At 64.6% G+C, this 23948-nt stretch carries 26 protein-coding genes and 1 tRNA gene; 10 read left to right on the forward strand and 17 right to left on the reverse strand.

The window, feature by feature from the left end:
- Positions 1-196: 196 nt before the first annotated feature.
- The 3 genes from C489_RS01665 to C489_RS01675 all read right to left on the reverse strand — a co-directional run bounded on the left by C489_RS01665 (position 197) and on the right by C489_RS01675 (position 1263).
- A tRNA-Met gene (locus C489_RS01665) sits at positions 197-271 on the reverse strand.
- A 66-nt stretch (positions 272-337) separates the two neighbouring features.
- Positions 338-784 carry a GtrA family protein gene (locus C489_RS01670; RefSeq protein WP_006429372.1) on the reverse strand — a complete coding sequence of 149 codons (447 nt, stop codon included), beginning with the start codon at positions 782-784 and terminating at the stop codon, positions 338-340.
- Between the two features lie 212 nt (positions 785-996).
- Positions 997-1263, reverse strand: coding sequence for an HAH_0734 family protein (locus tag C489_RS01675; RefSeq protein ID WP_006429373.1), 267 nt, complete (start codon positions 1261-1263; stop codon positions 997-999).
- 157 nt (positions 1264-1420) lie between these two features.
- On the opposite strand from C489_RS01675, the gene C489_RS01680 reads away from it, so the two are divergent.
- The 5 genes from C489_RS01680 to C489_RS01700 are packed head-to-tail and all read left to right on the forward strand — an operon-like array spanning position 1421 to position 3631.
- Complete coding sequence (locus tag C489_RS01680) at positions 1421-1702, forward strand: 50S ribosomal protein L44e (RefSeq protein ID WP_006429374.1); 282 nt, start codon at positions 1421-1423, stop codon at positions 1700-1702.
- Positions 1703-1707: 5 nt separating this feature from the next.
- Positions 1708-1881 carry a 30S ribosomal protein S27e gene (locus C489_RS01685; RefSeq protein WP_006429375.1) on the forward strand — a complete coding sequence of 58 codons (174 nt, stop codon included), beginning with the start codon at positions 1708-1710 and terminating at the stop codon, positions 1879-1881.
- Positions 1878-2678: a translation initiation factor IF-2 subunit alpha gene (locus C489_RS01690; protein ID WP_006429376.1), complete on the forward strand. Its 801-nt coding sequence runs from the start codon at positions 1878-1880 to the stop codon at positions 2676-2678. Before C489_RS01685 ends, C489_RS01690 begins: the two co-directional genes overlap by 4 nt.
- Positions 2678-2857, forward strand: coding sequence for an RNA-protein complex protein Nop10 (locus C489_RS01695; protein WP_006429377.1), 180 nt, complete (start codon positions 2678-2680; stop codon positions 2855-2857). Before C489_RS01690 ends, C489_RS01695 begins: the two co-directional genes overlap by 1 nt.
- A gap of 6 nt (positions 2858-2863) precedes the next feature.
- Positions 2864-3631, forward strand: coding sequence for a proteasome assembly chaperone family protein (locus C489_RS01700; protein WP_006429378.1), 768 nt, complete (start codon positions 2864-2866; stop codon positions 3629-3631).
- Between the two features lie 184 nt (positions 3632-3815).
- Here C489_RS01700 and C489_RS01705 read toward each other — a convergent pair whose 3' ends face one another.
- Complete coding sequence (locus C489_RS01705; protein ID WP_006429379.1) at positions 3816-4595, reverse strand: DUF7839 domain-containing protein; 780 nt, start codon at positions 4593-4595, stop codon at positions 3816-3818.
- A 171-nt stretch (positions 4596-4766) separates the two neighbouring features.
- Here C489_RS01705 and artA point away from each other — a divergent pair, with 171 nt between their 5' ends.
- Both artA and C489_RS01715 read left to right on the forward strand, forming a co-directional pair.
- Positions 4767-5873, forward strand: a complete 1107-nt coding sequence (gene artA / locus C489_RS01710) for an archaeosortase A (protein ID WP_006429380.1) — start codon at positions 4767-4769, stop codon at positions 5871-5873.
- Entirely contained in the window at positions 5870-6589 is a 720-nt protein-coding gene (locus C489_RS01715; RefSeq protein WP_006429381.1) for a metallophosphoesterase, read from the forward strand. Before artA ends, C489_RS01715 begins: the two co-directional genes overlap by 4 nt.
- A 43-nt stretch (positions 6590-6632) precedes the next feature.
- Here C489_RS01715 and C489_RS01720 read toward each other — a convergent pair whose 3' ends face one another.
- Positions 6633-6854 carry a hypothetical protein gene (locus tag C489_RS01720; RefSeq protein WP_006429382.1) on the reverse strand — a complete coding sequence of 74 codons (222 nt, stop codon included), beginning with the start codon at positions 6852-6854 and terminating at the stop codon, positions 6633-6635.
- 153 nt (positions 6855-7007) lie between these two features.
- Positions 7008-8318 carry an NAD(P)/FAD-dependent oxidoreductase gene (locus tag C489_RS01725; RefSeq protein ID WP_006429383.1) on the reverse strand — a complete coding sequence of 437 codons (1311 nt, stop codon included), beginning with the start codon at positions 8316-8318 and terminating at the stop codon, positions 7008-7010.
- Positions 8319-8479: 161 nt separating this feature from the next.
- Here C489_RS01725 and C489_RS01730 point away from each other — a divergent pair, with 161 nt between their 5' ends.
- Together C489_RS01730 and C489_RS01735 are read left to right on the forward strand one after the other, a co-directional pair.
- Complete coding sequence (locus C489_RS01730; RefSeq protein ID WP_049890504.1) at positions 8480-9535, forward strand: gluconate 2-dehydrogenase subunit 3 family protein; 1056 nt, start codon at positions 8480-8482, stop codon at positions 9533-9535.
- Positions 9535-11304 carry a GMC family oxidoreductase gene (locus C489_RS01735; RefSeq protein WP_006429385.1) on the forward strand — a complete coding sequence of 590 codons (1770 nt, stop codon included), beginning with the start codon at positions 9535-9537 and terminating at the stop codon, positions 11302-11304. The genes C489_RS01730 and C489_RS01735 overlap by 1 nt, the downstream gene beginning before the upstream one ends.
- A 58-nt stretch (positions 11305-11362) precedes the next feature.
- Here C489_RS01735 and C489_RS01740 read toward each other — a convergent pair whose 3' ends face one another.
- The 11 genes from C489_RS01740 to C489_RS01790 all read right to left on the reverse strand — a co-directional run bounded on the left by C489_RS01740 (position 11363) and on the right by C489_RS01790 (position 22936).
- Entirely contained in the window at positions 11363-11500 is a 138-nt protein-coding gene (locus C489_RS01740; RefSeq protein WP_006429386.1) for a hypothetical protein, read from the reverse strand.
- Between the two features lie 184 nt (positions 11501-11684).
- Positions 11685-12401 (reverse strand): ABC transporter ATP-binding protein, encoded by a 717-nt coding sequence (locus tag C489_RS01745; RefSeq protein ID WP_006429387.1) that lies wholly within the window; start codon positions 12399-12401, stop codon positions 11685-11687.
- On the reverse strand, positions 12401-13129 hold the full coding sequence (locus C489_RS01750) for an ABC transporter ATP-binding protein (RefSeq protein WP_006429388.1): 729 nt from the start codon (positions 13127-13129) through the stop codon (positions 12401-12403). Before C489_RS01750 ends, C489_RS01745 begins: the two co-directional genes overlap by 1 nt.
- On the reverse strand, positions 13126-14283 hold the full coding sequence (locus C489_RS01755) for a branched-chain amino acid ABC transporter permease (protein WP_006429389.1): 1158 nt from the start codon (positions 14281-14283) through the stop codon (positions 13126-13128). Before C489_RS01755 ends, C489_RS01750 begins: the two co-directional genes overlap by 4 nt.
- Positions 14276-15148 carry a branched-chain amino acid ABC transporter permease gene (locus C489_RS01760; protein ID WP_006429390.1) on the reverse strand — a complete coding sequence of 291 codons (873 nt, stop codon included), beginning with the start codon at positions 15146-15148 and terminating at the stop codon, positions 14276-14278. The genes C489_RS01755 and C489_RS01760 overlap by 8 nt, the downstream gene beginning before the upstream one ends.
- A 3-nt stretch (positions 15149-15151) precedes the next feature.
- Complete coding sequence (locus tag C489_RS01765) at positions 15152-16489, reverse strand: ABC transporter substrate-binding protein (protein ID WP_049890493.1); 1338 nt, start codon at positions 16487-16489, stop codon at positions 15152-15154.
- A 159-nt stretch (positions 16490-16648) separates the two neighbouring features.
- Positions 16649-17614, reverse strand: coding sequence for an MBL fold metallo-hydrolase (locus C489_RS01770; RefSeq protein ID WP_006429392.1), 966 nt, complete (start codon positions 17612-17614; stop codon positions 16649-16651).
- A 177-nt stretch (positions 17615-17791) separates the two neighbouring features.
- Positions 17792-19288, reverse strand: a complete 1497-nt coding sequence (gene gatB / locus C489_RS01775) for an Asp-tRNA(Asn)/Glu-tRNA(Gln) amidotransferase subunit GatB (protein ID WP_006429393.1) — start codon at positions 19286-19288, stop codon at positions 17792-17794.
- 110 nt (positions 19289-19398) lie between these two features.
- Entirely contained in the window at positions 19399-19860 is a 462-nt protein-coding gene (locus C489_RS01780; protein ID WP_006429394.1) for a hypothetical protein, read from the reverse strand.
- 131 nt (positions 19861-19991) lie between these two features.
- The gene (locus tag C489_RS01785) at positions 19992-22076 is read right to left on the reverse strand and encodes an AMP-binding protein (protein WP_006429395.1); all 2085 of its coding nucleotides are present in this window, start codon (positions 22074-22076) and stop codon (positions 19992-19994) included.
- A 2-nt stretch (positions 22077-22078) separates the two neighbouring features.
- On the reverse strand, positions 22079-22936 hold the full coding sequence (locus C489_RS01790; protein WP_006429396.1) for an SDR family oxidoreductase: 858 nt from the start codon (positions 22934-22936) through the stop codon (positions 22079-22081).
- A 226-nt stretch (positions 22937-23162) separates the two neighbouring features.
- On the opposite strand from C489_RS01790, the gene C489_RS01795 reads away from it, so the two are divergent.
- Positions 23163-23876 (forward strand): helix-turn-helix domain-containing protein, encoded by a 714-nt coding sequence (locus C489_RS01795; protein ID WP_006429397.1) that lies wholly within the window; start codon positions 23163-23165, stop codon positions 23874-23876.
- The last annotated feature ends 72 nt before the right edge of the window (positions 23877-23948 follow it).

A 23948-nucleotide genomic window follows, 5' to 3' on the forward strand; every position in this document is an offset into this window, starting at 1 on the left:
GTGCCATCCGGTTCAAACTCCAATCATGCTATGGATGGCGCTCACGGATTTGATTGCGCCAAAACATAGCGGGAGGTAGATTTGAACCACGGTCGCAGCGAAACTGCTCCCTGATTCAAATCTACTCGTCGTATTTTCAGGGATTCAGGACTCACTCCTCGCCGTGCTCGTCGTTCGTCGTTGAATCCCTGAAAAGTAGCGGGAGGTAGATTTGAACTACCGGTCTGCGGGTTATGAGCCCGCCGGAATCTCCTGGCTATCCCATCCCGCTATCACATCATACCCGAGTGTGCTAGTTAAGGGTTGTGATTCGGTCGCCGTATGCGGGTTTCTACCGCTACTCCTGATGGACTTGCCACGTGTAGAGACTCTCACAGGTGTAGTTGACGAAGAAGCCGACGCCGATCCCGATCACGTTCGCTGCCATGAACCAGACATCGAATCGCTCGGTCAGCAGCGTCAGTACCGCGAGGGTGACCAGTAGCCCGCCGAACCGAACCGCGTTCGAGCGGCCAAATCGCCGCGCGAGTGGTCCGATCCCACTCTCGCCGTGGCTCGAGAACGTCCACTGCTCGTTGACCGCGAAGATGACTGCGATGCCGAGTTCCCACGCGATGAGCTTCGCGCCCCAGAGACCGAGCCCCGTGCCTCGGATCAGCAGGAAGAGGACGGCGTTGTCGACGGTCGCCCCGAGCGTCCCGACGCCGACGAACTGGCTAAACCGTGCCGTCGAGCGGAGCGCACGAATCCGCGTTCGAACGGCCTCTGACAGGGAGTTGCTCATCGTCGTATTCGATCTCGAGCGTATCGACCACTGTCCTCGGCTTCGGTTTCGCTCTTACGGTCGCTGTATTTAAATGTAATATATCCGTCCTGTTCACAACGGGTGGTTCGACGGGGGACGGTCGCCCTATGGGGCTCAGAAGGTGCACTTCGCTCGAGGGTGGGTCGGAGAATCGGTGCGTGGGAGCCGCGTATTCGCTCGAAAATCAGCCGTTAGATCGCCAGATCGCTCTTCGCTCGCACGACGTCGACGTCCTCGGCGTCGGCACGGTCGACGTCGAGGAAATGCGGCGTGAAGTTTCGTTTCTCGTAATCCTCGTACTCGTCCTCGGCACCGACGGTACACCAGAGTTGCACCCGCTCGGGACCGTGATACTCGCCGTTTCTGTTGATCCCGAAACAGACCACCTCCTCCCCTTCGTACCGGATGATCGCCCCGTTTCGAATCCCGGGATCGCCGTGGATGATGAGCTGCTTCATGGCCTACGCTTCACAGGAGAGCGGATTAAACGCTTCGGAGCGAGCGACAGCGACGACCGCTGGAGAGCTACCCAACACGACAGCCGGCGTGAACGACGACGACGAACCAAACGGGTTTTAAACAGCGCTATCTTAGCCCACGGCAAGTGAGATAACTATGCAGATGCCACGCCGATTCAATACGTACTGCCCGCACTGCAACGAACACCACGAACACGAAGTCGAAAAGTCCCGAACGGGCCGCTCGAGTGGTCTCAAATGGGACGCTCGCCGCACCCGGCGGAGCACCTCGAGCATCGGTAACTCCGGTCGCTTCTCGAAGGTGCCGGTCGGCGAGAAGCCGACGAAGAAGACCGACCTCAAATACCGCTGCAGCGAGTGTGGCAAGGCCCATCTCCGCGAGGGATGGCGTACCGGCCGCCTCGAGTTCCAGGAGTGATTCCAATGGCAGGAAATTTCTACAACGTTCGATGCAGTGACTGCGAGAACGAACAGACCGTCTTCGGCAAGGCCTCCTCGGAGGTCGCCTGCGCCGTCTGCGGGACGACGCTCGTGCGACCGACCGGCGGGAAAGCCGAGATCGAACACGAGATCCTCGAGACAGTCGAGTCACGATGAAGTACAGCGGCTGGCCCGACCCCGGCGAACTCGTCGTCGGCAAGATCGACGAAATCGAAGACTTCGGCGTCTTCGTCGATCTCGAGGAGTACGAGGACAAGCGCGGCCTCATCCACATCTCGGAAGTCGCGAGCGGCTGGATCAAGAACGTTCGCGATCACGTCCGCGAGGGCCAGATCGCCGTCTGTAAGGTCTTAGACGTCGACGAGGAGTCCCAGCAGATCGACCTCTCGCTGAAAGACGTCAACGACCACCAGCGCTCCGACAAGATTCAGGAGTGGAAAAACGAGCAGAAGGCCGACAACTGGATGGAACTCGCCTTCGGCGAGGAGATCGTCGACGAGGACTACACGGCGATCGCCAACGAACTCATCGCCATCCACGGCGGCCTCTACGAGGGCTTCAAGCAGGCCGCGATCCACGGCGAGGAAGCGCTCGAGGACACCGACCTCGAAGAGGACGAGATCGATGCCATCGTCGAGACGGCCCGCGAGAACGTCTCGGTGCCCTATGTCAACGTCACCGGCTACGTCGACCTCGAGAACCCGACCGACACCGGCGTCGACGGCATCCGCGAGGCGCTGGAAGCCGCCGAGGGCAACGGTGAGGTACCCGAGGAAGTCGACCTCGAAGTGAGCTACGTCGGCGCACCCGAGTACCGCATCACGGTCCAGGCACCCAACTACAAGACCGCCGAATCCCAGCTCGAGGAGAGCGCACAGCGAGCGGTCGCTGCGATCACGGACCAGGGTGGCTCTGGACAGTACCACCGTGAGCGCCGGACCGACGACGAATAATGAAATCCGACATCCGGGTCTGCTCGGCGTGGCGCGAGGCCCACGACAGCCCGGTGTATACCCTTTCTGGGACGTGTCCCGACTGCGGTGCCGAGACGGCAAACAGCGCCCCCGCTCCGTTCGATCCGAACGATCCGTACGGCGAGTACCGACGCGCTCTTAAACGTCGCCGCCGCTGATACGGTATGGACGAACTCGAGATCGACGCAGTCGCCGAGGTCGAACTGGACGACCCCGTCCTCGTCGAGGGGTTGCCGGGAGTCGGACACGTCGGCAACCTCGCCGTCGAGCACCTGCTCGAGGAACTCGAGGGAGAGAGCACGCTCGTACGCCGCATCTACTCACGGGAGTTCCCGCCGCAGGTGAGCGTCGAAGACGGCGTCTCGACGCTGACTTGTGCGGAGGTGTACGCCGTCGAGGTTCCGGACGGCCGTGACCTCCTCTTGCTGACCGGCGATCATCAGGCCCAGAGCAACGAGGGCCACTACACGCTGACTGACGCCTTCCTCGACGTCGCCGAGGAGTTCGGCGCGACCGAGGTGTACGCGCTCGGCGGCGTTCCGACGGGCGAACTCATCGACGAGTACGCCGTCGTCGGGGCCGTCAGCGACGAGTCGCTGCTCGAGGCACTCGAGGACGCGGGCGTCGAGTTCCGCGACGACGAGCCGGCGGGGGGCATCGTCGGCGTCTCCGGGCTCTTGCTCGGACTGGGCGAGCGCCGCGGCTTCGAAGCCACCTGCCTGATGGGCGAGACCAGCGGCTACCTCGTCGATCCCAAAAGCGCCCGCGCGGTCCTCGAGGTGCTCGAGGCGGTCCTCGGATTTGATCTCGACTACGAGTCGTTAGACGAGCGGGCCGACGAGATGGAGGAAGTCATCGGCAAGATCCAAGAGATGGAACAGCAACAGCAGATGGACGTGCCGACCGACGACGATCTGCGGTACATCGGCTAACGGTCTCGTTTTTCACGTTTCGTCGCGGCCCGTTCGGGTTCGGTCACCGTGCTCGGCCAGCGATGGGTCGACACTCCGTCGGACGCCGAACTGTGGGGGGTTTCGGTTCGGGAGCACGCTATCGAACAGTGACTGCCGTTGTACGCCCTCGAGGGCGGGGCGTCTCGGCAGCGATCGGCGGCAGCTACCCCTCGAGCACTTCGTAGGAGACATCGGCATCCCGAAGCGCGTCGGTGACCCGGCCGACGGCGTCGGTCGTGGCGACGGCGGTCACCTCGAGGCCGTGGTTCGCGGCGTCGGCCGCGACGTCGCCGACGGCGAAGGTGACGTCGGGATCGGTGCCGGCCTGCCGACAGGCGACGACGGCTTCGACGCCGGCGGCGACGACAATGTCGGCCTCGTCGCAGGCCTCGGTGACGGTGTCGTCGTCGATCGCGCGGCTCCCGCCGGTTCGGATCGAGGGGACTTGGAGGACGGTGACGGAGCCGGGGTCGAGTTCCATGACGCCCTCGAAGCTGGTGACGCCCACGTCGGTGCCGGCCGCGGCGTCGGTGGTCGCGATCCCGGTCGCGGGCCCCTCGCTGCCCGGCACGGCGTGGAGCAGACCGTCCTCGACCGACAGCGAGACGGTTTCGCCTTCCTCGATGTCCGCGGACGCGATGTATGCGTCCTCGCTCATCGCACCCAGGACGTCCCCGGTGACGTGATCTGCGAACCGCCGGACGTCGTCTGCGGCCCGAAAGAGCCAGTCGACGCCCTCGCGGGTGACGCGATAGCGCGAGCGGCCTTCCTTCTCGACGAGTCCGTCGTCGACGAGTTCGCGGATATATTCGCTGACTGCCTGACTCGTCACGCCGACTTCCCCGGCGATCTCCCCCTGGCTGACCGCGGGCTGGCGCTCGGCGATCTGGACGAGGATCCGAAATCGCGTTGCGGCCCGCTTGTTGTCGAGGACGTCGACCATATGGCTAGCCTTTTCGAGAGCGTTGCAAAAAGGTACGCGGTCGCGCGCTTCCGTCGTGGCTCCCGAATGCGCGACTGCCGGCTGCCGACTCGGCGGTACTTCCGTTCACAGCGAGCGATAGTCTCGAGGCGTCAAGTTGATAGCGAGAGAGTTCGTCGGATTCACGTGAGTATGTCGGCCCTATCAGCGGCGACCGCGATCCCCGACACAGTCGCCGATGTCGCGGTGGCGGACCCCGCGACGCTTCTCTTCGCGAGTATCGGTTCAATCGCCCTGTCGGACGCGCTCGCGTGGCTCGCGATCGGCGCGTTCGTGACCGCAATGGTCCTCGAGTGGCTCGATGCCGTCGATCCGGCGCGGTATCTCGCCGCGGGTGCATGGGTCGTCTTCGGCGTCTTCTGGGTCACGCTTACCCCCCACTACTACCTCGAGGTCAAGAGCCCGATCGAGACGCTGTTGACGGTGGCTGCGCTGCCGCTGTGTGTCTACACCGGATATCTGCTTGTTCGGGGCCGCGAGTCGCTTCTGTTGCTTTCGAAAGCGGTCGCGATCATGGGAGTGATCTATCTGCCCGCCGAGACGATTCCGGTCGTCCGCACGTGGCTGATCGAGACGACCGCCGCCCAGACCCACTTCGGGATGGAACTGCTCGGCCACAGCCCCGGCATCGAGACGGGATTGAACGGGTATCAGAGCCGCTTTGCGTTCGATTCCGACGAGACGGTGACCGGTCGAACGACCTACATCATCATGTCCTGTACCGGAATCGGAAGCATGGCCATCTTCGGCGGGCTCATCGGCGCGGTCAAGGCACCGATCAAGCGAAAGGTCGCCCCCTTTGTGCTCTCGATCGGCGTCATCTGGTTTCTCAACCTCATCCGGAACGTCTTCATCGGGCTGGCCTCGCCGTGGGGTTGGTTCCAGCAGGACGCCTTCGTCTACGTCGTCACGGAGTTCATGGGGGCCCCCGTCGACCGGACCTCCTATATCGTCGCCCACAACTTCATCGCCCAGTCGCTGTCGATCGTCGCTCTGCTGGGGATCACCTACCTCGTCGTCCGCATGCTCCCCGAAGTCCTCGAGCCCCTCGAGGACGTGCTCTACATCCTGACGGGGACGGAGTACGACCTCTCGGACGCTCTCGGGCAGGAAATGCGCGCCGACGGGGGCGCGGGCGCGACGACGACAGCATCCGGGACGGAGCCGGCGGCCGAGCCAGCGGCGACGGACGCCGAGTCCGACGCCGCGTCCGAAGCCGACACCGACTCGGAGCGATGACCGACCCCGACGTCGAGATCGACGTTCCGTTTTCCGTCCGCGATCGGGCGATTTTCCTTCCCGCCGCCGAGACGCTCGTCCTCGCCGACGTCCACCTCGGCAAGGCGGCCGCCTCGAGCGTCGACGCGCCGATCGACGACGGGAGCGATAGCCTCGAGCGGCTTCGGGGCCACCTCGTGGAGACCACCCCGGAAACCGTCGTCGTCGCCGGCGACCTGCTGCACTCGTTTTCGCGGATTCCACACGGCGTGGAGCGCGATCTGGATCGGCTCACCGATATCGTCGAGGGAGCCGGTGCGGAACTGATCGTCACGCCCGGCAACCACGACGCGCTGCTCGAAGACGTATTCGACGGCGAGACGACCGCCGAGTACGCGGTCGGCGACGGCGAGACGGTGGTCTGTCACGGTCACGAGCGCCCGGACGCGGCCGCCGACCGCTATATCGTCGGTCACGACCACCCGGCGCTGTCGATCGAGGGGCGCAAACGCCCCTGTTTCCTCTACGGACCCGACCAGTACGAGGGCGCGGACGTACTCGTCCTCCCGGCGTTTACCCGCCTCGCCGCCGGGTCGACGGTCAACGGGATGTCCGGTCGGGACTTCCAGACGCCGCTCGTCCCCACCCCCGACGCCTTCTATCCCGCGGTCAGGGACGCCGCGAGCGGCGAGACGCTCTGGTTCCCGCCGCTGGGGCGGTGCCGACGGCTGCTGTGAGGCGGTGTTCTGCAGCGATCGGCGACCGCCGCGAAAATCGAACTCAAGAATCGAGGTATCCGACGGTCGACCGCCCAGCCACGAGCGCCAGCACGCCGACGCGAACCCCGGCCGCGTCGCGGAGCATGAACAGGTCCCTGAAGAAGTCGCTGAACGTGATCAGGATCAGCCCGGCGACGATAATCAGGCAGAGAAAGCTAAAGAAGATGATCGCCGCCTGCCGCCCGGTCAACGCTGTCCCCTCGAGGAGTTCGTCCAGAGCCATGGCTGTACTATCTCCGTATCTCGAGTAACGGCGCTCCGGCGCTTAATAGTTCTCCGCTACTCGCGGGACTGTCACGGTCTCGAGAGCGTCTGCTCCCCTCCGCAGCCGGTCGATCCGATCGAACGGGGCGACTCGAGTCGGCCGCCGCGGGGATCACCGTGACAGGTCGTCGATCACGGCTTTCGCCGCCTCCCGGCCGCTCTCCATCGCACCCTGGATCGACGACCACTGCGTGTAGTCGCCGGCCAGATAGACGGGGCCCGCGGGATCGCGAGCGTCTGGCAGTCGATCGCGAAAGCCCGGCGGCTGGTCGAACTGCGCGAACGGCACGCGCTCGGTGTGGAGCGTCTCGAGCGCGTCGAACTCCCGATCGGGATACCACGACTCGAGGGCCGCTCGCGTCCGGTCGGCCAAGGCGTCGTCGCTCTCGTCTGGGACGCCGAGGTAGGTCGCGCTGACCAGCGTTTCCCCATCGGGGGCGTACTCGGGTGCGACCGCGCTGTGGGGCACGACGTGATTCGGGCCCCGATCGGTCGCGTTCAACAGGAGCCGCCGCCCGGTCTCGAGGTCGATATCGTCCGGTAGCTCGTAGTACTGGGTGGTACAGCCCCGCGCGTCGGTGGGGATCGACTCGACGCCGGTGAGGTCGCGTGCGGTCGGCGGATCGGTCGCGATGACGACGGCGTCGGCCGCGACGGTCCCCTCGTCGGTCTCGATCGTGACGGAGCCGTCGGTGTCGAGGCCTACCTCGCTCGAGTCGCTGCCGTTCGCCGCGACCGACTCGACATCGACGCCGATCTCGATCGTGCCGCCGGCCTCGCGAACGCGGGCGGCGAGCTGAGCCGGAACCGCGCCCATCCCGGCGGCCGGAACCACCGTCTCGCCCGCCGCGAGGGTCTTGAACGTGTACTCGAAGACGTGTCTCGAGGTCGAGAGCGAGCGATCGAGCGTGATCCCGCCGTAGAACGGCGCGACGAAGCCCTCGATGAACGGCTCCGAAAACCCGCGGTCGCGGAGGAAGTCGTCGATCCGGCCGTCCTCGCCGGCGAACAGGTCGTCCGGATCGGTTCGTCGAAGGTCCCACCAGAGCCGGGCGACCCGAAACGCGTCGCCGGCAGAGAGGAACGGAGTGGACAGCGTTTTTGCGATCGTTCCGGGCTCCCGAAGCGGGTCTGCGAGCACCGATCGCCCGTCGGGTCCGGCGATGGTAGCTCCCGGCGCGAACCGGCGCAACTCGAGTGCCGCGAGATCGAGTTCCCGCCGCACCGCGGGATAGGCGGTAAAGAGGACCTGAAAGCCGCGATCGAATCGGTAGCCGCCGCGCTCGAGGGTCCGGACGCGGCCGCCGACCCGGTCTCGGCGTTCGAACACCGTCACGTCTGCGCCGCCGCCGGCGAGGTGGCGTGCGGCGACCAGTCCGGCCAGTCCGCCGCCGGCGACGAGTACCCGCGGAGTCGACTGCATGGGTGGACATCGACCAGCGGCGGATAAAATCGTCGGGCCACTAATGCAGGTGTTTTCGATCGCTGACAGGTCAGGGGGTCGCCGATTCGCGTTCGAACGGCATGCGAGACAAGCACTCGCAGGTGAATGCACTATTCGATATCTCGGCGTCCGTCGCCTATATGGCAGACGATGACGAGCCAGCGTTCGATTTCACGCGCGATCTCTCGCGGCGAAAAGTGATGCAGGCCGGTGGCACTCTGGCCGTGTTCGGCATCGCCGGAACGGCGGAGGGGTTCGATCCCGAGCAGTTCGACGTGACGCCGCTCGAGCAACTCGAGGAAGTCGAGGTCGAGGAACAGGGCCTCGAGTACTTCACGATCCAGCAGGCGCGAGTCGTCCACGACCTGACGGCGCGGATCTATCCCTCCGACGACAACGGGCCGGGTGCGCCGGAAGCCGGCGTGGTCTACTTCATCGACAACCAGATGAACTCGGCGTGGGGTCGCGGCGAGCGATGGTATATGCAGGGGCCGTTTGCGGGGAAGGACCCGGGCGGGCCGTTCGAGGACGATCCGGAGCAGCCGGCCGATGTCGAACAGGAGCAGGAAGTCCCGTGGGCGGAAACGACGCCGGCCCAGACGCAGGGCTGGCAGTACGCGCTCACGCCAAACGAGGCCTACGATCAGGGCATTGCGGCCGTCGAGGAGTACGTCCAGTCCGAGTACGACGCCGAGACGTTCACCGGTCTCGACGACGACCAGCAGGACGCGGTCATCGAGGCGCTCGAGGCGGGCGAGGTGGGGACGTTCGAGGACACCGACATCGACCCGGAGGGGTTCTTCCTCATGGTTCGCCAGAACACCCTGGAGGGGATGTTCAGCGATCCGATGTACGGCGGCAACCGCGAGATGATCGGCTGGCGGCTGAAGGGCTTTCCCGGCACGCCGGGCGCGCTCGGCAGCTACCGGGGACTACTGCAGGAGGGCGAGTACGTCGAACTCGAAGAGGGCGACTACCGGAAACTGGCCGACGACGTCGAGTCGCTCGGGGTCGACGCCGAGAACGAGCAGCCGGCCAACGAACAGAGCGAGGAGGGCCACGCACACGTCCACGATGCGGCGGAAGCGGACTACCCGAACATCGTCGACGAGCAGGCCGCTCGCGGAAACGCCGACGACGAGTCGGTTCAGGCCGATCTCGACGACGAGGCCGCCGATCACGGGGGTGAGCGCTGATGGCCCAACAACTCGACCCCGTCGACGTGGTGACCGTCGGCGCGGGCTGGACCGGCGGCATCATCGCCAAGGAACTCACTCAGGAGGACTACCAGGTGGTGAGCTTAGAGCGCGGCGGCGAGCGGGAGACGGAGAACTTCTTTACGGTCCACGACGAGCTGGGCTACGCGCTCCGGTACAAGCTGATGCAGGACCTCTCGAAGGAGACCATCACGTTCCGGAACGCGGTCGACGACACCGCCCTGCCGATGCGCCGCTACGGCGCGTTCCTGCCGGGCTCGGGCGAGGGCGGCGCGGGCGTCCACTGGAACGGCCAGACCTGGCGATTCCTCCCCTACGACTTCGAGATCCGATCGCGGACGATCGACGAGTACGGGGAGGGGAAAATCCCCGAGAACATGCAGCTGCAGGACTGGGGGATCAGCTACGACGAACTCGAGCCCTACTACGATCAGTTCGAGTACACCGCCGGTATCGCGGGTCAGGCGGGGAACATCGAGGGCGAGATTCAGGAGCTGGGCAACCCCTACGAGGGCCCCCGGTCGCGGGAGTACCCGCTCCCGCCGATGATGGAGACGCCGGTCCTCGAGCGGTTCAAGGAGACGGCCGCGGAACTGGGCTACGAACCGTTTCAGGCACCCTCGGCGAACCTCACGGAGCAGTACACGAATCCGGACGGCGTCCAGCAGGGCCAGTGTCAGTACTGTGGCTACTGCGAACGCTTTGGCTGCGAGTGGGGGGCGAAGGCCTCGCCGATCACCACCGTGTTACCCGCCGCACGGGAGACGGGCAACTTCGAACTGCGGACCCACTCGGACGTGGTCGAACTGCTGTACAACGAAGACGAACAGGAAGTCGAGGGCGTCCGGTACGTCGACCGGAAGACCGACGAGGTCTACGAGCAGCCGGCCGACGTCGTCGCGCTGACCGCCTACGTGCTGAACAACGTCCGGCTCCTGTTGCTGTCGGACATCGGCGAGCCCTACGACCCGGAGACCGGCGAGGGGACCGTCGGGAAGAACTACTGCTATCAGAACTTCCAGGCCAGCGCGACCGGTTTCTTCGAGGACGAGGAGTGGAACCTCTACATGGGTGCCGGCGCGCTCGGCGCGTCGATCGACGACTTCAACGGCGACAACTTCGACCACTCGGATCTGGACTTCCTCCACGGCGGGAACGTCGCCCTCAACCAGACCGGCGACCGGCCCATCGCGAACAACCCGGTTCCCGAAGGGACCCAGTCGTGGGGGTCGGAGTTCAAGGCCCAGAGCATCGACAACTACCACAGTTCGATCTCGGTCGCTGCACAGGGAGCCGTGCTCCCGTTCCGGGACAACTATCTCGATCTCGACCCCAACTACACCGATCAGTACGGCCAGCCGCTCTTGCGGATGACCTTCGACTGGCACGAGCAAGACCGGAACATGGTCGAACACATCGGCCCGCAACTCGAGGAGTTCGTGACGGAGATGGGTGCCGACACGGTCGACGCGAGCACGAGCCTCGAGGGAAGCTTCGATATCACGCCCTACCAGTCGACGCACAACACCGGCGGTGCGGTTATGGGCTCGGACCCGTCGGAGTCGGTGGTGAACAACTACCTCCAGAACTGGGACGCACACAACCTCTTCGTTCCCGGTGCGTCGGCGTTTGCCCACAACAGCGGCTACAACCCGACGGGGACCGTCGGCGCGCTCGCCTTCCGCGCGGCGGAGGGGATTCAGGAATACCTGGACAGCCCCGACCTGCTCGCATCGCCGGAGAACTGACCGCTCGAGCCGGCTTCGCGGACGGGTCCGTCGGCAAACGCCGAGCGCCCCGACGCTCTCACTTCCCCGCCACCAACCGAAGCACGATGCCGGCGAGGATCACGGCGACCCCGCCGAGCGCGCTCGCGACCGGTGGAATTGGGAAGAACAGCATCACGATACCGGCGACGATAACGATCGTCGAGAGTTTGACCATACGATAGCATTGACGGGGCGACACGTATGTGGCCGGCAAGCATTCACAGTACTGGCCGCTCGCCGTTGCCGGCACGATTGGAAAAGCGCCCGCAGCAATCGGGTTCCCATCCGGACTGCCGGAAGTCATTTCCGGAGACCCGCGGGCGTTCGCGGCCTCCGGTCAATCGGTACGACAGCCCGTCTCAGTGGACGCCGACGTACGCCTCGCGGACGTACTCGTTGTCGTGGAACTCCGCGGACGTGCCCGCCAGTTCGATCTCGCCGGTTTCGATCAGCGAGAGCCGTTCGGCGTGGCGCAGCGCGAACGTCGAGTTCTGCTCGGCGAGCAGGATCGTCAGCCCCTGCTCCGAGAGCCGCTCGAGCGCGTCACTGATATCCTGGATGATGACCGGCGCGAGCCCGAGCGTGGGCTCGTCGAGCATCAACACGTCGGGGTCGCTCATGAGCGCTCGGCCGACGGCGAGCATCTGCTGTTCGCCCCCGCTCATGGTCTCGGCTTCCTGTTCGCGGCGTTCGTCCAGCCGCGGGAACAGCTCGTAGACCATCGCGAGGTCGTCCTGGACTGCATCGCGGTCGTCGCGGAACTGCGCGCCCATCAACAGGTTCTCGTGGACCGAGAAGTACGGGAACAGGTCCCGGTCCTCGGTACAGTAGATCAGGCCGTCCCTGACGATCTGTTGCGGGCTCACGCGGGCGAGGTCCGCCCCGTCGTAGCGGATGGATCCCTCGTACTCGACGAAGCCGGCGATGGCGTTGAGCATCGTCGTCTTGCCGGCCCCGTTGGGCCCGATCACGCCGTAGATTTCGCCCTCGTCGATCGATAGCGAGACGCCCTTCAGCGCGTGTGACTTGCCGTAGTAGACGTTGAGGTCGTCGACCTCGAGTATCGGATCTGTCATTAGAGTCCCTCCCCGGCGAGGTATGCCTCTTGTACGTGCTCGTTCTCGGCGATCTCCTCAGGGCTGCCCGACGCGAGGAAGTCGCCGTTGTTGAGCACGACGACGCGATCGACGAGTTCCATCAGGCCGCCCATGTTGTGGTCGACGACGACCATCGTCATGCCGTTCTCGCGGAACCGTTCGATCTGGGCGGACAGTTCCGAGATCTCGGCCTGATTCATCCCGGCGAAGGGCTCGTCCAACAGCAGCATGTCCGGCTCGGTCGCCAGCGCCTTGGCGATCTCGAGCCGGCGGACGTCCGCGTGGGGCAGTTCGTCCGGCATCTCCTCGAGTTTGTCCTCGATGTCGATGCGGGCGGCGTACTCGTAGATCTCCTCGTCGCTCGCGCCGCCGTGGAGCGAACGAATGCTGTTGGGCAGGGTAAACAGTTTGATGTTGCCCCCGACGGAGTAGAGATCGATCGGATTCGATTCCTGTGAGACTCGCGAGAGCCCCTTGGTGACGATTTCGTGGGTCGAATCGGCCGTGATGTCGTCGCCGTTGAACCGAATCGATCCCTCAGTCACGTCGTAGCTGCCCATGATGCAGTTGAACACCGTCGACTTGCCCGATCCGTTCGGGCCGATCAGACCGACGATTTCGCCCTCCTCGATATCCAGCGAGAAGTCGTCGACGGCGACGAGCCCGCCGAACCGTTTGGTGAGTCCGTCGACCTCGAGGACGCTCATTCCGACTCACCTCCGACGGCACCGAGCCGGTGCCAGATCATCCTGAACAGCCCGTCCCGCGCGAACACGAGCACGAGCAAGACCAGCCCCCACAGGAACAGATACCGGACCGGCGTCGAGTAGCCGTGGAAGAGCTGGTGATTGAGGAACTCGAAGAGGAACGCGCCGCCGAGCGGCCCCAGGATCGAGCTCATGCCGCCGATGACGGCCATCGCGATCATCTCGATACTGTTGTCGACGATGACGAAGGTATCCGGGTCGACGTTCCCCGTAAAGCCGACCAACAGCACCCCGCCGATCCCCATCGGGATCGAACTGAGCGCGAACGACCAGATCTTGAACTTCGTCGGGTTGATCCCGGCGGCCGACACCGCCGATTCGTTCTCGCGGATCGCGACTAGGATCATGCCGAGGTTCGACCGGGCCATGAACGTCAGCCCGAGCGCGATGAGCAACATCGGGATGGCCATGTAGTAGTACCGCATGACCGGGTCCCACGTGAAGACGTCCGGCTGTCCGAATCCGGGGATACCGCCCAGCGAACTGAACGCGGTCGTCAGCCGGTAGAACAGGAGCACGGCGACGAACGTGATCAGCGAGAAGTACGGCCCCTCGAGTCGGAGCGTCGGCAGCGCGACCAGTAGCCCGACCACGAGCGCCGCCAGCACTGACACCGACGCCGTGACCCAGATCGAGAGCCCCGGATCGACGTGGACGATCAGCAGTGCCGTCGTGTAGCCAGCCGCCCCCGACAGCACGGAGTGTCCGAAGCTGATGTACCCGGTGTAGCCGCTCTGGATGTCCCAACTCATCGCGAAGATGGCCCAGATACTGGCGAGTGCGAGCGTCCGCAAGAGGCCGCCGCCGACCAGCGGGCCGACCATCGGTGCCCACACGCCCGCGGTCAGCAGGGCCACGACGCTGCCGACGATCAGCGCGAACTGCAGCCCGGACATCGTGCCGAAATACCGCCCGAGCGACCGATTGTAGGCGTTCGCGGCGGGCTCGAGTCCCCGGTCGATCGGCGCGAGGAGTCGGTCGAGGGCCTGCCCGATCGGTAGCAGGAGTTGCTGTCGTACCGTGCCGGCGGCGTCGCCGAGTCGGCCCGTTACTGTCGCGAGTACCGTTCCGAGGAGTAGGATCGTACTAATCATGGGCGAACTCCCTCCCGTAGAGTCCCTGCGGCATGTACAGCAGGAATACCACGAGCACGACCAGCGAGAGGATACCTCTGAAGCCGTGCCCGACGAACGTGACCGTAAACTGTTCGAGGAATCCGATCACGTACGCCGCGATGACGGACCCCTTGATCGATCCGATGCCGCCGATGACGACGATGATGAACGCAAGCGCCAGCGGATTGAGCCACATGAGCGGCGTCGCACCGCCGGTCGAGCCGAGGATGACGCCCGCGGTCCCGGCGAGTGCCCCGGCGATGAGCCACGTCTTCGACCGCACCGCGTGGAGATCGACGCCGGTCAACTGGGCCCCGCGTTCGCTCATCGAGGCCGCGAGGACCGATCGGCCGTCGTCGGTGTGGGTAATGTAGTACCACAGCAGTCCGATCGCGAGCCACGAGACGACGAAGCCGACGAACTGGACGTAGCGAGTCCGCGCGTTGATCCCGTAGGGCTCGAGGTTCACGGCACCGCTTATCAGCGTCATGCCGATCGGCGAGCCGCCGAACTGATAGAGGACGAACTCCGTCGACGCGATCGCGACGACGACGGTCGCCAGAAACGTGATGACGACGTTTTCCTCGACCCAGCGAACGAGCACCTGATACAGCCCCCACGAGAGGAGGGCGATCACGGCGATCGTCACGGGGAACGCGACGGCGGCGTGGACCGATCGAGAGAGGAGCGCGAAGACGTAGGCACCCCCCATGATCAACGCGCCGTGAGCGAGGTTCAGCGTCCCGCCGACGCCGAAGATCATGGTAAAGCCGATGGCGATCAGCGCGTAGACGGCGCTGATCATCGTTCCCTGCAAGACCAGTGTCCCGATATCTCCGAGCATTGCTCACTGCATCCAGGTCGGCATCTGGTGGTCGGCAGTGCGGTGCTGTTCGGGGTAGACACACTCGAGTTCCGTCTCCGACACCCACTGCGTCACCGGGTAGTTGGTGATCGTGTCGTCGCCGCCGCGTTCCTCCTGGACGTCGTGTGGGTACTCCGAGCCCTCGCCGTAGAAACTGACCTGTCCGGCGACGCCGGTGAAGTCGACGTCGAGCATCTCGCCGACGAAGTCGTCGAGGTTGTCCCGCGTGCTCGTCGTCCCCATCGCGTCGACGACTTCCTTGAAGACCGAGATGCCGTCGTACGTGTTGAACCCCATGTACATCGGTGCCTGAATCGGTGCGTCCTCCGCGTCCTGATAGCGCTCCGCGTACGATTCCACGAAGGGCTGTGTCCGCTCCGTAATGGGTGTGACGCCGGCAGCACCGGACTGCGAAGTCGTCTCGTAGGTCGCAGCGCCGCTGTAGAGTTGGTTGTACGACGGGTGCATCCCGGGCACGTGGACGCCCTCGATGCCGAACTCGTACTGGCCTTCCTGCCAGCGCGTGAGCATGTCGCCGCCGTCGATGTGTGCGAAAAACCGCAACACGAAGTCCGCGTCCGAGTCGTTGATGTCGCTCATGACCGGCCCGAAATCAGTCCCCTCGATCGACAGGGCGTCCTCGTAGACGAGCTCGAGTCCGCGCTCCGAGAGGAGATCCGGAATCTGATCGCCGAACGGTGTCGTCCACTCGGCCTGATCGCGAAGGAACGCGACCCGGCTCCAGTCGTGTCGCTCGTTGAGATAGGCACAGTAATCGGCGATCGACTCCGCCTGGAAATCGGAGTTGATCGGGCCGATACGGAAGACGTTCTTGTACTGTTCGTAGTCCGAGCCGACGGAATCCGTGATCAGGCTCGGTGCGGCCGACCCGGTGATCATGAACGGGACGTCGAACTCCGAGGTGAGGTCTAAAATCGACTGCGTCGTCTCGGAGTTGAACGTCCCGACGAGCAGATCCACGTTCTCCTGCTGGATGAGTTCCTCCGTCACGCTCTGTGCTTCGGAGGGGTCCGTCCGCGTGTCTTTCGTGATGAGTTCCGCTTCCTCGCCGTTGAACCCGCCGTCTTCGTTGAGTTCCTCGACGGCCATCTCCGCGGTTCGCTTGGAGCCGACACCGAGGACGTTCCCCATCGGTGCGAGGTGGCCGATCGTGAGTCCGTCGCTGCCGCCGCCGCCGAGACAGCCGGCCACTGTCGTCGTTAGGGCACCGGCACCAGCCGCCCCCAGAAATTTCCGTCGTCCGACGCGCCCCTTTCCAGATCTACCCGTTCCGAGAATATTGTTATCTTTGTTAGGCATTATGAGTCACTGAGTTACCGATTCTCACACCCTACTTCCGATCCCCTGTTAATAAAGATGAGGGTAGTTACCACGTATCTTGTGAACGAAGTACGTGTTTAGAGTTGCCACTAGCAGGGCTACAGGGGGACTACGCTACCCCGCGAAACCGCCGACCGATCAGAACAGGTCGTCGAGCGACACCGCGTCTTCGAGCAGCCGGTACTCGCCGTTTTCGAACGCGACGACTCCCTCGTGACGGAGATGATCGAGATGGGCAAAGGCCTCACCCGGCCCGTGAACGATGTGAATCCCCTCAAGGTCGCCGAAGAGGTGGGCACTAATCGTCCACGCGTCGGCCGGGCCGTGGTCGACCAGCAACTCGAGGATCGTTTCGGTCCGTTCGCGGTGGTGCTCGAGGATCGTCAGCGCCCGATCGGTCGGGTCCGCGATGGGATCGCGGTGGCCGGGCCAGACCCGCTCGTAGTCGCGGTCGGCGAGCCGACGCAGCGTCGCGACGTACTTCTCGAGCGGGCGCTCGATCCGAACGTCCGCGCCGCCGACGTTCGGCGTATACACCGGGAGGACGGCGTCACCGACGAACGCCTCGTCGCCGTCGGCCGTCTCGAAACAGCAGAGCCCGGCTGCGTGCCCCGGCGCGTGGATCGTCTCGAGGGTTCGACCGCCGACCTCGAGTATCTCCCCGTCCTCGATCGGCGTTGGCTCGGCCGGTGGGCCGTCGATCTCGGCCGACTCGAGGAACTCGAGCAGTTCCGACTGCGCGTCCTCGGGGACGCCCCACTCCTCGAGGCGGTCTCGACGCCGCTCCTCGACGGCCGCGATCGCGTCCGGGTCCTGTGCGACCATCGGGGCGTCGGCCTCGTGGACGTAGACCGTCGCGTCGCTTTCGGCCTGAATCTCGCCAGCCAATCCGGCGTGATCGACGTGGAAGTGCGTGAGGACGATGTCGTCGACGTCGGCGAACTCGTAGCCGCGGTCGGCGAGGCCGTCGCGGAGATCCCGCCGAACCGGATCGGTGGCGATGCCGGTGTCGACGAGCGCGAGTTCGTCCGTCTCCTCGTCAGCGAGTACGTACGCGTTGTTTCGACCCTCGAACTCCTCGTTGCCGAGCGTAATGCGGTCCATGCCGGCTAGGAACATGTCGACAGTTCATAATTCACGCGGTCGCGGAAGGAGACGGATATCGGACCGGTGTGGAAACGATTCCACGATAGTCGCAATTCGCAACAGTCGCTCCCTCGAGAATGGGAGAGCGAGAGCCGCGATTCTGATACAGAACAAAGAAAACGTCGAACGCGCCGGTTAGTCCTCGAGTTCCGCCCGAAGCAACTGATTCACGTCGCCCGGGTCCGCACTGCCGCCGGTCTTCTGCATCACCTGCCCGACCAGGAAGTTGATTGCGCCGTCGTCGCCGCTCTCGTAGTCGTCGACGGCGTCGGGGTTCTCGTCGACCGCTTCGACGACGGCCTGCTGGACCTCGTCTTCGCCGGTCTTGCCCAGCCCCTCCTCGCTGACGACCTCGTCGGGGGTTCGGCCGTCGTCGAGCATCGATCGCAGGACCGTCTCGCGGGCGTTTTTCGCCGTGATCTCATCTTCGGCGAGGAGTTCGACGAGTCGTTTGATCTCCTCGAGTCGGCCCTCGATTTCGGTGATCTCGATGTCGCGGTAGTTGAGTTCGCCCAGCAGGTTGTCCGCGACCCACGTGGCGGCCAGATCGGGGTCGAACTCGCCGGCGACGTCCTCGTAGAAGTCCGCGACCTGCTTGGTCGAGGTGAGCTTCGAAGCCGCCTCCTCGCTCAGGTCGTATTCGTCTTGGAACCGCTCGCGGCGGGCCGAGGGGAGTTCCGGGATCGCGATTTCGTCTTTCCAGCCCGAGACCCGCAACGGCGGCAGGTCTGCTTCCTCGAAGTAGCGGTAGTCTTTTTCCTCCTCTTTCGAGCGCATCGAGACCGTGATGCCGCGGCTCTCGTCCCAGTGGCGGGTCTCCTGCTCGACCGCGCGTCCGCGCTGGATCGCGTTCTTCTGGCGGGTCTCCTCGTAGGCCAGCGCCTTCTCCGCGCCCTTGTGACTCGAGATGTTCTTGACCTCGGTGCGGTTCGCGGCCTCGAGGGCGTCCATCCCGATCTCGTCGGTGTCGTCGCCGTCGATCTCCTCCTCGGGGATGATCGAGAGGTTGGCGTCGATCCGCAGGCTGCCGTCCCGCTCGGCGTCGAAGACGCTCAGGTACTCGAGGACTTCCTCGAGTTCGGCGAGGAACGCCCGGACCTCGCTCGGACTGCGGAAGTCGGGGGCCGTGACGATCTCCATCAGGGGCGTCCCCGCGCGGTTGTAGTCGACGAGCGTGTATTCGGCCGAATCGATCCCGCCACCGCCGCCGACGTGTTGCAGGCTCCCCGGGTCCTCTTCCAAGTGGGCGCGCTCGATCGCGACCGTGCGCCGGGTGCCCTCGACGGAGACCTCGAGTTCGCCGTCGGCACAGATCGGCTCGTCGTACTGGGTGATCTGGAAGTTTTTGGGCAGGTCGGGGTAGTAGTAGTTCTTCCGGTGGAACCGGGTTTCCTCGGGAATGTCGGCGTCGATCGCCTTCCCGATCTTGACGGCGGCCTCGACGGCGGCCTCGTTCAGCACCGGCAGCGCTCCCGGGAGCCCGAGACAGACCGGGCAGACGTTGTCGTTTGGCTCGTCGCTCGGCTCGGTCGAACAGCCACAGAAGATCTTCGTGTCGGTCTCCAGCTGGACGTGGACCTCGAGCCCGATGACGGTCACGAGGTCGCCCTGCTGGGCGGTCTGGGCAGTCATTGAGCCCCGATTCGGGCCCGTGGGGGTAAAGCGTAACGACTGGCGGTCGGCGGCAACCAGCGGTCGCGGACGGCAGTCCCGCCACAGTCCGAACGGCGACGACTCCCGACTCAGGGCCACCCCGAACTGCCGCTACAGCGGTCCTGGCGGAACTGGACATACCGCTCGTCGCTCTCGCGCTCGGTTCGGACTTCGATGTAGAGGGAGTCGGCCTCGTCGTCGTCCGGACAGCCGGGATAGTACCGATAGGTCTCGCGCGTCGCGGGAGCGTCCGCGAGGTGCACGCTGACGTGATACGTGTCGTTCTCGAGGGCGTCCGGCTCCCGGTGCTCGGCCGCGACGGCGTCGTCCGGCGGCGTCTCGAGGTCGTACTGCTCCTGTAAGACGATCGCCTCGGAGTAGCGGTCGGCGTTCGGACGTGCCAGTTCGACGTCGAAGGTGTGCGGCTCGGAATCGAAGTTCAGCAGGATCACGGTCAGCGTATCGGTATCGGAACCAAGCGCCGCACAGCCTGACAATCCCACCGTACTCAGTCCGCCACCGAGCGCGAGGACCTGTCTCCGGGAGACCATACGTCCCGTGAGCGATTCGCGGTACAAATAACTGGGAGAGACGGCCACCAGCGGCAGTCGATTCGGGTCGATCCGACTCGGGGCCTCGAGGTCGGCAGTGACACTGCAGCGGGCGGCGACTGACCCGCCGTTTATCTCGCGTCCTCGAGGTCCTCCAACGCCGCTGGGTTCTCGATGCTGCTCATGTCGCCTAAGTCCTCGCCGGTGTAGGTCGCCTGAATGGCCCGCCGAATGATCTTGCCGGACTGGGTCTTGGGGAACGCGTCGACGAACAGCACCTCGCGCGGCCGGAACGGTTTGCCGAGTTCCGCGCCGACCTGCGCCCGCAGTTCCTCGCGGAGGTCGTCTGACTCCGCGACGCCGTCCTCGAGGACGACGTAGGCGACGACGGCAGTGCCGGTGGTATCGTCCGGCGCGCCGATGGCGGCCGCCTGATTGACGGCCTCGTGGTCGATAAGCGCCCCTTCGACCTCCGCCGGGCCGACCTTGCGGCCGGCCACGTTCAGGGTGTCGTCGGCCCGGCCGTGGAGGAACCAGAAGCCGTCCGCGTCCTTCTGGGCCCAGTCGCCGTGGTCCCACAGCGGCGGGTCCTCGAAGGTCGACCAGTACTCGTTCAGGTAGCGCTCGTCGCCCGACCAGAGCGATTTCGTCATCGAGGGACAGGAGTCACGCGCGACGAGGTAGCCGCGTTCGTTGTCCTCTTTGACCGAATTCCCCTCGCGGTCGACGATATCGATGTCCATCCCGAGGCCGGGGCCGCCGAGCGTACAGGGCTTGAGCGGTTCGGTCGGCATCGGCATCAGGAAGCAGCCACAGATCTCGGTCCCGCCGGAGATGTTGATGATCGGGCACTCGCCGTCGCCGACGCGCTCGTGGAACCAGTGCCAGGACTCGGGGTCCCACGGCTCGCCCGTCGAACCCAGAACCCGGAGCGAGGAGAGGTCGTGGCCCTCAAGCCAGTCGTCCCCGTGCTTGCGAAGCGCGCGGATCGCGGTCGGCGAGATGCCGAACTGAGTGAGGTCGTGGCGGTCGATCATCTCCCAGAAGCGGTCCGGATCGGGGTAGTCCGGAGCGCCCTCGTACATGAAGACGGTGTCGCCGAAGGTATGCGTTCCAATGAGGCTCCACGGCCCCATCATCCAGCCGATGTCCGAGACCCAGAAGAACCGATCCGCGGGCTTGAGATCCATCCCGAAGTAGACCTCCTTGGGACACTGGACCTGCACGCCAGCGTGAGTGTGAACGATTCCCTTGGGCTTGCCCGTCGTCCCCGAGGAATACAGCAGCATCGATTCCTGACTCGAGGGCAGCGATTTCGTCTCGTAGTCGTCGTCCCGCATTTCGACAGCGTTGGCCCACCACTCGTCGCGATCGTCGTCCCACGGGATTTCGTGCTCGCTCCGTTCGTCGCTCGACCCCAGTCGATCGAAGACGATCGTGTGTTCGACGTGACCCGCTTCTTCGATGGCCTCGTCGGCCGCGGATTTGAGGAAGACCGGGTCGCCGCGGCGGTAGAAGCCGTCGCCGGTAAAGAGTACCGAGCACTCCGCGTCCGCGATTCGGGTCGCGGCCGCGTCGACGCCGAATCCCGAGAAGATCGGTACCGCGATCGCGCCGACCTTGAAACAGCCATAGAGGATCGAGACGACCTCGGGTACCATCGGCATGTAGAGGCCGACGGTGTCGCCCGTCCCGATACCCCGGGCCTCGAGCGCGTTCGCGACCTGATTCGACTGCCGGTGGAGTTCGTGGTAGGTGACCTCGCGGACCTCGCCGTCCTCGCCCTCCCAGATGGTGGCGACTTTGTTCCGGCGTTCCTCGTCGACCGCGGCGTGGCGGTCCACGACGTTGTGAGCGATGTTGAGTTCCCCGCCGGGGTACCAGTCGGTGAACTGCGGGCCACCGCGGGTCGCACTGCTCCCCGCTCTCTGTTCCGAGGCGCTTCGCGCCTCGCTCTCGCTGTCGTCCCGGACCTCGTCGTACGCTTCGTAGAACTCGATCCCGAGGTAGTCGACCAGTTCGTCCCAGAACCAGTCGACGCCGCTTTCCGGTTCGTCCGCCAGTTTGGTCGTCGTCCGTTCGATCAGTTCCTCGTAGTCGTCGATTCCGTACGCCTGCATGAACTCGAAGACGTTCGTCGACTCGACGAACTCTCGACTCGGCTCGTGGGCGATCTCGTCGATGTCCTCGAGGCTGGGGCTGGTGTTCCCGGACATTGTTACTCGTAGGTTAGGGTCATGCCACCATCAAACAACAGGTCGCCGCCGTCGAGATGCCGGCCCAGCTCGGAGAAGCCGAGCAGGAAGAGGTTTGCGACGTCGATGGGCTCCATCATCTCTGTGACGCGGGACTGGCCGAGCATGACGTCCTCGATCACCTCGTCGACCGAGATGTCGCGCTGTTCGGCGGTGTCCTCTAGCTGGGCGGTCACGAGCGGCGTCTTCACGTAGCCGGTGCTGAGCGAGAACGCCCGAATCTTTCCCTCGCCCTCGGCGGCGATCGACTGGGTCAGCCCGCGGAGCCCGAACTTCGAGACGTTGTAGGCGACCTTGTCACTGGTGACGTAGTGGCCGTGGACCGACGCCATGTTGCCGACACAGCCCTGGCCGTCGTCGGTCTCCCGGAAGTGTGGAATACAGAGCTTCGAGAGATAGAGCGGTGCCCGGAGCATGATGCTATGCATCAGGTCGTAGGTTTCCATCGGGAATTCGTCGATCGGATCGATGTGTTGCATCCCCGCGACGTTCGCGAGGTACTTGAGATCGCCCAGCGCGGCGGCCTCGTCGACGATCCGCTCGAGATCGTCGTCGTTCGTGAGGTCGCCGGGAACCGACTCGATGGTCCCCTCGAGACCGAGTTCCTCGCCGCGGTCGATCGTTCCCGCGAGGCCGTCCTCGTCGACGTCGGTGGCCGCGACGGTGAGGCCGTTGCCGGCGGCGGCCAGCGCGGTCGCCCGGCCGATGCCCGAGGCCGCGCCGGTCACGAGACAGACGTTGCGCTCGGTAAAGGAGTCGTCGGGGAAGCGGTATATCTCTTCAGCAGAGACGGTGGGCGCTGTGACCTGATCTTGAACCATTGTACACAGTTCATTGTTATCGAGGCTCATCCTAAAGCACCGCCATTAACATATCAACGACGACTGCGCGGACGACCAGACGGCGTGTAGTTTTCGGGGTAGCTGATCGAACGATTATCGCAGATCAAACCCCATAACTACGTGTCTATTCCGGCAGTAACCGACTAGTGAGTGTGAATAATAGCAACTATTAAGACCTTGTATGGGAGTCATTATCTTCCTAGCGATGATCGACCTCGATATCGATATGCGGCAGTACGATTGTCCGTTCATCGACACGACGGACGACGTCGACATCGCCTTCTCGGCCGTCCAGTGGCAACTCGATACCAGCGCCGAACGACTCGAGACGCGACTCATTGCGGAGGGGGATTCGAGGGACGCGCTCGAGGACGGGCTTCGAGCGCTCCGAACCCACTCGAACATGACGGACTGTTATATCCTCTCCAAGCGCGACACCGTCGCCGAGATCGGCACGAAAATCGAGGTGACCAACGCCATGCAGACGATCCAACGGAACGGGGGCTACATCACCGGCCCGTTTCAGATCGAGAACGGCCGGGAACGGTGGCACATCGGTTTCGACGCCGACGAAGACGAGGATCGGACCCTCGCGGAACTCGAGCGCCACAACGAGTTCAGCGTCGAGGACCGCGACCAGTTCGGCCCGTCGAGGCTGTTCGACCTCTTGGAGAACGCCGAGAGCGCGATGGAACTGCTCGACGGCTGTCGATCGCTGACCGAGACCGAACGCGAAACGTTCGCAGTCGCGTTCCGGCACGGGTACTACGAGACGCCCCGCGGGACGACGCTCGACGACCTCGCGGATCACTTCGACGTCTCGAAGACGGCCGTCTCGATGAACCTGCGCCGGAGCGAGCGCAAAGTGCTCCAGTCGGCGCTGGGCGTGCTCGAGCGGATGAACGACGACCAGTTTTGAGCGGGACGGCGAAAACGTCTGTTCCGCTGCTTCGGGGAGCCGTCCCCGGTCACTCACTGCTAAAACTCGGTA

The sequence above is a fragment of the Natrinema versiforme JCM 10478 genome (assembly GCF_000337195.1).
In the GTDB taxonomy this organism is placed as follows: Archaea; Halobacteriota; Halobacteria; order Halobacteriales; family Natrialbaceae; genus Natrinema; species Natrinema versiforme.

Excerpts from the sequence above, each read along its gene's own strand:
- C489_RS01780 (WP_006429394.1), bottom strand. The coding sequence starts at position 19,860 with ATGGTCTCCCGGAGACAGGTCCTCGCGCTCGGTGGCGGACTGAGTACG.
- C489_RS01675 (WP_006429373.1), bottom strand. The coding sequence starts at position 1,263 with ATGAAGCAGCTCATCATCCACGGCGATCCCGGGATTCGAAACGGGGCG.
- C489_RS01690 (WP_006429376.1), top strand. The coding sequence starts at position 1,878 with ATGAAGTACAGCGGCTGGCCCGACCCCGGCGAACTCGTCGTCGGCAAG.
- C489_RS01795 (WP_006429397.1), top strand. The coding sequence starts at position 23,163 with ATGATCGACCTCGATATCGATATGCGGCAGTACGATTGTCCGTTCATC.
- C489_RS01750 (WP_006429388.1), bottom strand. The coding sequence starts at position 13,129 with ATGAGCGTCCTCGAGGTCGACGGACTCACCAAACGGTTCGGCGGGCTC.
- C489_RS01725 (WP_006429383.1), bottom strand. The coding sequence starts at position 8,318 with ATGCAGTCGACTCCGCGGGTACTCGTCGCCGGCGGCGGACTGGCCGGA.
- C489_RS01730 (WP_049890504.1), top strand. The coding sequence starts at position 8,480 with ATGGCAGACGATGACGAGCCAGCGTTCGATTTCACGCGCGATCTCTCG.
- C489_RS01790 (WP_006429396.1), bottom strand. The coding sequence starts at position 22,936 with ATGGTTCAAGATCAGGTCACAGCGCCCACCGTCTCTGCTGAAGAGATA.
- C489_RS01670 (WP_006429372.1), bottom strand. The coding sequence starts at position 784 with ATGAGCAACTCCCTGTCAGAGGCCGTTCGAACGCGGATTCGTGCGCTC.
- C489_RS01765 (WP_049890493.1), bottom strand. The coding sequence starts at position 16,489 with ATGCCTAACAAAGATAACAATATTCTCGGAACGGGTAGATCTGGAAAG.
- artA (WP_006429380.1), top strand. The coding sequence starts at position 4,767 with ATGTCGGCCCTATCAGCGGCGACCGCGATCCCCGACACAGTCGCCGAT.
- C489_RS01745 (WP_006429387.1), bottom strand. The coding sequence starts at position 12,401 with ATGACAGATCCGATACTCGAGGTCGACGACCTCAACGTCTACTACGGC.
- C489_RS01705 (WP_006429379.1), bottom strand. The coding sequence starts at position 4,595 with ATGGTCGACGTCCTCGACAACAAGCGGGCCGCAACGCGATTTCGGATC.
- C489_RS01685 (WP_006429375.1), top strand. The coding sequence starts at position 1,708 with ATGGCAGGAAATTTCTACAACGTTCGATGCAGTGACTGCGAGAACGAA.
- C489_RS01735 (WP_006429385.1), top strand. The coding sequence starts at position 9,535 with ATGGCCCAACAACTCGACCCCGTCGACGTGGTGACCGTCGGCGCGGGC.
- C489_RS01715 (WP_006429381.1), top strand. The coding sequence starts at position 5,870 with ATGACCGACCCCGACGTCGAGATCGACGTTCCGTTTTCCGTCCGCGAT.
- C489_RS01760 (WP_006429390.1), bottom strand. The coding sequence starts at position 15,148 with ATGCTCGGAGATATCGGGACACTGGTCTTGCAGGGAACGATGATCAGC.
- gatB (WP_006429393.1), bottom strand. The coding sequence starts at position 19,288 with ATGACTGCCCAGACCGCCCAGCAGGGCGACCTCGTGACCGTCATCGGG.
- C489_RS01785 (WP_006429395.1), bottom strand. The coding sequence starts at position 22,076 with ATGTCCGGGAACACCAGCCCCAGCCTCGAGGACATCGACGAGATCGCC.
- C489_RS01720 (WP_006429382.1), bottom strand. The coding sequence starts at position 6,854 with ATGGCTCTGGACGAACTCCTCGAGGGGACAGCGTTGACCGGGCGGCAG.
- C489_RS01770 (WP_006429392.1), bottom strand. The coding sequence starts at position 17,614 with ATGGACCGCATTACGCTCGGCAACGAGGAGTTCGAGGGTCGAAACAAC.
- C489_RS01695 (WP_006429377.1), top strand. The coding sequence starts at position 2,678 with ATGAAATCCGACATCCGGGTCTGCTCGGCGTGGCGCGAGGCCCACGAC.
- C489_RS01700 (WP_006429378.1), top strand. The coding sequence starts at position 2,864 with ATGGACGAACTCGAGATCGACGCAGTCGCCGAGGTCGAACTGGACGAC.
- C489_RS01740 (WP_006429386.1), bottom strand. The coding sequence starts at position 11,500 with ATGGTCAAACTCTCGACGATCGTTATCGTCGCCGGTATCGTGATGCTG.
- C489_RS01680 (WP_006429374.1), top strand. The coding sequence starts at position 1,421 with ATGCAGATGCCACGCCGATTCAATACGTACTGCCCGCACTGCAACGAA.
- C489_RS01755 (WP_006429389.1), bottom strand. The coding sequence starts at position 14,283 with ATGATTAGTACGATCCTACTCCTCGGAACGGTACTCGCGACAGTAACG.